This is a genomic window from uncultured Clostridium sp. (genome assembly GCF_937920395.1).
GTDB lineage: Bacteria > Bacillota > Clostridia > Clostridiales > Clostridiaceae > Clostridium_AD.
In genome coordinates this window covers 1-7,937 of sequence record NZ_CALEVF010000372.1, presented here as the reverse complement: position 1 = coordinate 7,937, position 7,937 = coordinate 1, and the positions used below count along the sequence as shown (strand labels likewise).

The following is a 7,937-nucleotide window of genomic DNA, read 5'->3' as shown; positions in this document are numbered from 1 at the left end:
TGTTGATGAGACAATTTTTATAGAGGTTTATCTTCGTAAATGTATGATACATACAATAAATGGTGTTTATAAAGTTAATAATTTAGCGCTTAGTAAAATTCTTAAGATTATAAATTGTAATAATATAATTCAGTGTCATAAATCATTTGCAGTGAACGTTAATTATATAAAGAAAATAGAGAACGTTGATAATAAATTAAGTGAAATTTATTTCGAAAATTATGATAAAAACGCACCTTTAGGTTACAAATTCAAAAATGAAATAATGAAACAATTTCAGTAATTAAATTGAATTTGTTATAAAAAGGAAGGTATGAGATGATAAGTGTTCTGCAATATGCCTTAGCTAGTTTTATTGAATTGATTATATTTATGCTATTATGGTCAAAGTTTTGTGCGAAAGAAGAAAATAATTGGTGGAAAAATTTATCTATAATATTAATAGAAATAGTTATACTAATGATAATAAATAATGTCAATGTTTATGTGGATTTTTTTATTAGGTATATTAGTATGATAATCTTAATAAAGGTAATGTATAAGAGATCCTTTATAAGGACAATAGTAGAATTTATTGTATTATCATGTGTTAATATGAGTTTGCAGATAATTCTAATTGCTTGTTCAAATTTTATGGGTTTTCCATATTCACATAAATTCGTATGGAGGATTACTCTTCTTTTTATTGAATTAATTTGTGCTGTTATTATATCAAAATGTAATTATAGTAAAATAACAAAGAAAGTTATGAAGTTGGACTCTAAGATATTATATTACTTTGCAATTAATTTAGGGTTATATATTGTATTTTCTAAATTTATATGGGAATATAACAAAAATATAATATTAGATAACCTCTTAGTATACATTTTTATTATATTAGCAATGATATCGTTGAATATATTTTTATACTATTATATTATTAAAATAAGTGAGGATAAAAAGATTTTAGAAATTCAGAACATGTATAAACCTATATTACTTGATATAGTAGAAGAGACTAGGAGAAAACAACATGATTTTAAAAATTATTTAAATACTTTAAATGCAATAGTAGAAGTAAGTAGCGAAAAAGAAGTTAAAAATGAATTAAGAAAGTATATTATGTCACTTAAAGATTCAAATGATATTATTGAAGACATCATATACATAGATAACATTATTATTAAGGCTATAATATACAATAAACTTTGTGATGCAGAGCGATTAAATGTGAAATTTTTATTTAATGTGACAAATAATTCATTGGATAATAGTTTAAATGATTATGAAATTTCAGATATACTAAACAATCTGCTTGACAATGCTTTCCAAGCAGTTATAAATGGTACTGAAGATAGGATTGTTATATTAAATATATGTTCAGAAGGAAATGCTAATATTGTAGAGGTTAGAAATAGTGGAATAACAATAAAACCAGATAATATAGAAAACATATTTAAAAGAGGGTTTTCTACCAAAAATGGTGATAATCGGGGATATGGTCTTTTTAATATTAAAGAAGTAGCTAAAAAAAATGGCGGGGATATTCAATTATCTTTTGAAGATGGTTATACTGTTTTTAAAATATTATTCAATCAAACCTCTAAAGTTACTAATATATCAAATATAAGTAACGTTAGTCTTTAATTTATTTAGAATAATCAACCAAGATATAGGTATTAAGATGGATGTTAATTTTATAATCCATCTTTTTGTTTTAATATAACTAATTAGAAAAAATTCAAGGTAAATGGGGGGACATGTGTGAGAATATTTTTCAAATATACAGTCAAAAGTATGGTTGAAAAAAAAGCTAGATTTTGTTTGCTGATTTTGGCTATAGCAATGAGTACAGGGTTATTAGTAACAGTTTCATGAACAGTTAAAATTGCAATTAGCAGTTTTGAAAAACCAATGACAGAATCCTATGAGGGAAAAGATATAGTTATATCATCTAAAGGGGCTGGGGCTTTCTTTAATCCTAGAGATATAAAAGAAATAGGAATTAAAAATATAAATTCTGAAATAGACTTAGCAGCAACAACTAATGGAGAGGAAATAAACAATGTAACAATTAGAGGTAAGGAAGACAAAAACATAAATAAAGATAATTTAATTGAAGGTAACTTAACTAGATTCATTGGAGAAAAGTGTATAATTTCAAAAAGAACATCTGAGGATAAAAAATAAACTTTAAAGTTAATAAAGGGGAGTTTATATCAATTATGGGGCCATCCGGAGGATGAAATGTTAGACATAATTGGTATGCAAGATAAGAGAAAACTTACTCCAAGGGAATTATCAGGGGGACAGCAACAGAGGGTTGCTATAGCAAGAGCTTTAATATTTGAACCGGAAATAATATTTTTGGATGAACCAATTGGAAATCTTGATTCAAAAAATGGAACAGATATGATGAATTTATTTAAGAAAATAAATAAGAAATATGGTAAAACATTGATACAAGTAACTCACTCTGAAGAGGCTGCAAAATATGATACATCTATTATAAAATTGATTGACGGAGAAATAGTAGATAGGGAAGAGCTTGTAAAAGAAGTAATGCAATAAGTAATGGTGATTTAACTTGTCACTTGCCATTGATGTGTCACCAATATTCCGTTCATGAGAAAAAACGTACGTTATGAGGGTTTTAGGTTGTTTTATATAAAAAGAATAGTAAAATATAAATGTGATGTTAAGTTATATACAAGGAGGCATATTATGGACAATGAAGTATTGAAAATTGATAATCTTAAAAAAACAATTGGTAAACGTACTATAGTTTCAGATATCTGTTTTGAACTAAAAAAAGGAGAAATATTTGGGTTTCTAGGACCTAATGGAGCTGGAAAATCTACTACTATTAAGATGATTGTTGGGCTATCAAAAATTACTGAGGGAACTATTTACGTGGGTGGATGCTCAGTTAAGGATGATTTTAAAGGGGCAATGCGTAATATTGGGTGCATAGTTGAAAATCCAGATATGTATAAATATATGTCTGGAATGGATAATCTTAAGATGTTTGCTAAAATATATGAAGGTGTGGATGAGGCACGTATCAATGAAGTAGTGAAAATTGTGGATCTTGAGAAAGCGATAAATGACAAAGTAAAAACTTACTCGCTTGGAATGAAGCAGCGATTAGGAATTGCCCAAGCACTTCTTCATAGTCCAAAACTTCTTATACTTGATGAACCTACTAATGGACTTGACCCAGCCGGAATTAAGGAAATGCGAGTGTTACTTCGTAAGTTAGCATCAGAGACTGGTCTTACAGTGCTTGTATCTAGTCATATCTTAGGAGAAATGCAACAGATGTGCGACCGTGTTGGTATAATTAATAAAGGTAAAATTATAACTATAAAATCTGTTGAAGAACTCCTTAATATGACAAAGGAAGATGATAAAACAGTTTTGGTATTAGAATCAGATGATAATGAGAAGGCAGTTTCACTTCTAACAGGCATTAATATAAATAGTAGCATATTAGGTGATGGAGTACATATTGAAACTACTAAGGAACGTGTACCTGAAATAGTTACAACCTTAACAACGGCAGGTATTGCTATTTTAGGAATGGATAAGAAAGAGACACAATCGCTTGAAGATGTATTTATGAAACTTACAGGGGAGGGCAAATAAAATGGGTAGTTTTTTTACACTTGTTTCAATAGAAAACATGAAATTGTGGAAAAGAATCTCTACAAAAGTAATGTTCTTAATAATGATTATACTTATATTAGCGGCAACTGGTGTTTATAAATATTACACTGTGTCACAGAAGGTTCCTAATACTATTAAAGTTTCGCAAAATTGGAAACAAGAATTGCAGACTAATATAGTACTACAAAAGATTGAACTAAAGCAGGCACAGGGTAGTACGAATAAGATGGCAAAAGCATCTATAGGGTCACTGGAAAAGGTAATCGCAGAAGGTGAATATAGTGTTAAAAATAACATCAAACCAGAAACTCAAAAAAATGTTTGGTCAAGAAGTACGGATTTTGCTTCAAAGGCTGGTTACGGTGGAATTATTGCGCTTTTCGTAATAATAGCATGTACAGCATTAGTTGCGGGCGAATTTTCAGAAGGCACAATGAAAATGATGATATCAAGACCTTATAAACGTTATGAGATTCTTTCTGCAAAGCTAGTATCTACGATAATTTATGGTCTTGAACTTTTGGTAGCAACATTTTTATTGAACTTTGTAATGATGGGTATATTATTTGGGTTTAGTGGCATGGGGGCTAAGGAGATGTTGTGGACAAGTAGCAGCATAATATATGTTCCAGCAGCATTAAAAACGATTATTGTATTTTTACTTGATTATCTTCAAGTACTTAATTATGTAATAATAGCTTTTGCAATTTCGGCAATATCCCGTTCTCGATCAATTGCAACTGGATTTTCTTTATTCTTGCTATTCGTTGGTAGTGGCATAGTGCAATTATTAGCTATATTTTTCAGTTGGGGTAAATATCTTCCACTTGGGATGTCTAATTTTTCTGCATTTGTTACTTCAGGAGCACCTATTGGTGGAATAACAATGACATATGCTATTGTACTATCAGCAATATATTTTGTAATATTCGCATTTGCCGGTTTTTATGTTTTTGAAAAGCGTGATATTTAAATTTGTATAATTAGTATTTAAGTATAATTATAAAAACAGCGAGAGCAAAAATGTTCTCGCTGTTTTTATAATTATAATAGAATGGCATATAGTTGATCGTTTACATAAATTAGACTATCTTATTAAATAAATATTGACAAAAAAAACACCTTAAAGTATAATATTTTAAAACAAAGAAAATAAATTTGAATATTGTGAAAACTTTGATAGGGAAAGTAAGCATTCTTCATATTCTAAGAGAGTGGGGACGGTGTAAACCCATAAATGGTTAATGTTGAAACTCACCCTTGAGTTGTAAGTTGAAGTTATATTGTTTATATGTTGTATAGAAACAGTATGGGGTAAGCCGTGCCGGCGTATATTAATTATACACCGTTATAAAATGAAGATATAAAAATGGGTGGTACCGTGATAGACTTTTCGCCCCAAGGGGATGAGGTCTTTTTTTTATACTTAAAATTCTAATTTATATAAAATTGAAGGAGGTACAAAAATGAAAGCTGCGGTTGCAATAATTAAGTGTTTACAAGAAGAAAATGTTAAAATAGTGTTTGGTTACCCAGGGGTTCCGGTGGGACCTTTATATGATGCATTAAGGAACTCTGATATACAGCATATATTGGTAAGGCATGAACAAGCAGCAGGCCATAGTGCCAGTGGATATGCAAGGGCTACAAGGTCTATAGGAGTATGCATTGCAACGTCAGGCCCGGGAGCTATTAATCTTATAACGGGAATTGCTACTGCATATGCAGATTCTATACCAATGATTGCAATAACAGGACAAGTGCGAACAGACCTAATTGGAAAAGACGTTTTTCAAGAAGCAGATATAATTGGAGCAACAGATTCTTTTACAAAACATAGTTATTTAGTTAAGGACGCAAAAGATATACCTAGGATTATGAAAGAAGCATTTTATATAGCAAGAACTGGAAGACCAGGCCCGGTACTTGTGGATGTACCATTAGATATTCAAAATACAGAAATTGAATTTGAATATCCAAGTGAGATTAATATAAGAGGGTATAAACCTACTATAAATGGAAATAAAAGGCAAATAAAAAAGGCATTAGAAAAGATTAAAAGCAGCAAGAAGCCTCTTATTTGTGTCGGCGGCGGAGTAATGTCGGCTAAGGCTGAAAAGGAACTAACAAAGTTTATAGAAAAATCTAATATTCCAATGGTACACACATTAATGGGTAAGGATGGAATACCATCAAAATATTCTTATAACGTTGGATTAATTGGGTCACACGGTTATAAATATGCTAATAAAGCAGTAGCTGAGGCAGATGTTCTAATTCTTGTTGGTACAAGAGTTGCTGATAGAGCAACAGGTGGGTCTAAGAGCTTTGGAAAAATGGCAGATATTATTCATATTGATGTTGATCCAGCAGAGATAGGTAAAAATCTAAGCGCGCTTATTCCTGTAGTTGGGGATTGTAAAAATATATTACAAGAGCTTACTGATGGAGTAACGAAAACTGATACAAAAATGTGGATAGAGCAAATTAACTTTTGGAAAAATGAATATGTTAAAATTAGGCCATCGCGCGAAAAAGTAAATCCACAATATGCATTAGAACTTTTATCACAAATGATAGAAGAAGATGCTTTGATTACAGCAGACGTTGGGCAAAATCAAATCTGGACTTCTCATTATCTTGATATGGTGGGTGATAGAAGATTTTTGACTAGCGGTGGACTTGGAACAATGGGATATTCTATTCCTGCATCAGTTGGCTGTAAGCTCGCTTTTCCAAAGAGACGTGTTGTTGCAGTAATGGGAGATGGAAGTTTTCAAATGAGCATGTCTGAGCTAGGTACTATTAAACAAAATCATTTAAATATAATATTTTTATTATTTAATAATTCAAATCTTGGTATGGTACGTGAATATCAAAGCAATGTATATAAAAATACTTATGGAGTAAGTTTATATGAAAATCCTGATTTTGTAAAATTGGTAGAAGCTTATGGATTTTGCGGAAAAAGAGTTAACACCAATTCAGAATTAAAAGGGGTTCTAGAGGAAGCTATGGTAAGTAATAAAACTTTTTTGATAGAATGTATTGTAAGTGAAGAAGAAAGCACATTATAGAAGGGAGTGGGAAATTATGAATAAATACATTTTATCTATATTAGTTGAAAATCATCCAGGTGCTTTAAGTAAAATGGCCGGTTTATTTACGCGTAGAGGTTATAATATTGATAGTTTAACTGTTAGTATTACAGATGATCCTAGTATATCGCGTATGACAATTGTAGTCAGCGGCGATGAACAAATCACTGAGCAAATTGTAAAACAATTGAACAAATTAGTTGATGTAATAAAAATATTAGAGCTAAGTCCTGAAAAATCTATTTCTAGAGAAGTGGCGCTCATCAAAGTAACGCTTGATCAAAGTACTAGATCTTTTATTATAGAAACAGTAAATATATTTAAATGTAATATTGTAGAGATGAATGTAAAGAGTATTATTATTGAAATTACTGGTGATGAGGAGAAGGTATCTTCATTTATTGAATTAATGAGGCCGTATGGAATTAAGGAAATTGTCCGTACAGGACTTGCGGTGCTTCAACGACGTTCAGAAATAGATTAGTAAAATCGTACAGGACAAATTCATACAAAATTTCCTATATTTTAAGTATTAATACGTAATATAGTGTAATATAGTAGAAAGTTATTAGTATTACTTTGTGAAAGGAGATATTATGGATAATGATAAATTAATTCATTTTAAAAATACAATTCCAAAAAAGTTAAGCGGTTTTATAGAACCAGAGTTATTTCTTAAATATGAAGTAAAGAGAGGGCTTAGAGATGTTGATGGTCATGGAGTACTTGTAGGTTTAACGGAAATCAGTCAAGTGAATGCTTCTATCGTAAAAAATAATAAGACAATTCCAGCCCCAGGTGTTTTAAAATATAGAGGTATAAGTATTGAAAATTTAGTGGATGGATTTTTAAAAGATGGTCGATTTGGATTTGAAGAGACTTGTTATTTATTGCTTTTTAGTGAGCTTCCAAAGAAAGATGAACTTAAAAACTTTACAGGTTTACTTTCTAAATATCGAAATCTTCCAGATGATTTTGTTCGGGATATGATACTTAAAATGCCAAGTAAAAATATAATGAATTCACTCGCAAGAAGTATATTAGCTCTTTATAGCATAGATGATAAAGCAGAGGATACTTCTGCAAGTAATGTTTTAGAACAATGCATGAGGCTTATTGCTTGTTTCCCACTCATGGTGGTTTATGGTTATCAGGCACTATCACATTATCATAACAATAACAATTTAC

At 30.3% G+C, this 7,937-nt stretch carries 8 protein-coding genes and 1 pseudogene; all 9 read left to right on the top strand.

The annotated features are described in order from the left end of the window. Nucleotides 1-283: LytTR family DNA-binding domain-containing protein (locus tag Q0649_RS21815; protein ID WP_298846871.1), on the top strand; the 283-nt coding region annotated here is incomplete at its 5' end. A 35-nt stretch (nt 284-318) separates the two neighbouring features. Continuing rightward, nucleotides 319-1,629, top strand: a complete 1,311-nt coding sequence (locus Q0649_RS21810; RefSeq protein ID WP_298846869.1) for an ATP-binding protein — start codon at nt 319-321, stop codon at nt 1,627-1,629. Nucleotides 1,630-1,896: 267 nt separating this feature from the next. Next, entirely contained in the window at nt 1,897-2,172 is a 276-nt protein-coding gene (locus Q0649_RS21805) for a hypothetical protein (RefSeq protein ID WP_298846867.1), read from the top strand. 54 nt (nt 2,173-2,226) lie between these two features. Next, a pseudogene (locus Q0649_RS21800) lies at nt 2,227-2,553 on the top strand (ATP-binding cassette domain-containing protein); the annotation flags it as partial. A 153-nt stretch (nt 2,554-2,706) separates the two neighbouring features. Continuing rightward, nucleotides 2,707-3,630 (top strand): ABC transporter ATP-binding protein, encoded by a 924-nt coding sequence (locus Q0649_RS21795; RefSeq protein ID WP_298846865.1) that lies wholly within the window; start codon nt 2,707-2,709, stop codon nt 3,628-3,630. Nucleotide 3,631: 1 nt separating this feature from the next. Next, entirely contained in the window at nt 3,632-4,624 is a 993-nt protein-coding gene (locus tag Q0649_RS21790) for an ABC transporter permease (protein WP_298846863.1), read from the top strand. A 493-nt stretch (nt 4,625-5,117) separates the two neighbouring features. Further along, a complete protein-coding gene (gene ilvB / locus Q0649_RS21785) occupies nt 5,118-6,728 on the top strand; it encodes a biosynthetic-type acetolactate synthase large subunit (protein WP_298846860.1) in 1,611 nt (536 codons plus the stop codon). 16 nt (nt 6,729-6,744) lie between these two features. Further along, a complete protein-coding gene (gene ilvN, locus Q0649_RS21780) occupies nt 6,745-7,233 on the top strand; it encodes an acetolactate synthase small subunit (protein ID WP_298846858.1) in 489 nt (162 codons plus the stop codon). Between the two features lie 112 nt (nt 7,234-7,345). Beyond that, nucleotides 7,346-7,937 (top strand): citrate/2-methylcitrate synthase (locus Q0649_RS21775; protein ID WP_298846855.1); only part of this gene is annotated, 592 nt, incomplete at its 3' end.

What these genes read in the sequence shown, in the direction of transcription:
- Q0649_RS21810 (WP_298846869.1), top strand. Translation starts at nt 319, where the DNA reads ATGATAAGTGTTCTGCAATATGCCTTAGCTAGTTTTATTGAATTGATT.
- Q0649_RS21805 (WP_298846867.1), top strand. Translation starts at nt 1,897, where the DNA reads ATGACAGAATCCTATGAGGGAAAAGATATAGTTATATCATCTAAAGGG.
- Q0649_RS21795 (WP_298846865.1), top strand. Translation starts at nt 2,707, where the DNA reads ATGGACAATGAAGTATTGAAAATTGATAATCTTAAAAAAACAATTGGT.
- Q0649_RS21790 (WP_298846863.1), top strand. Translation starts at nt 3,632, where the DNA reads ATGGGTAGTTTTTTTACACTTGTTTCAATAGAAAACATGAAATTGTGG.
- ilvB (WP_298846860.1), top strand. Translation starts at nt 5,118, where the DNA reads ATGAAAGCTGCGGTTGCAATAATTAAGTGTTTACAAGAAGAAAATGTT.
- ilvN (WP_298846858.1), top strand. Translation starts at nt 6,745, where the DNA reads ATGAATAAATACATTTTATCTATATTAGTTGAAAATCATCCAGGTGCT.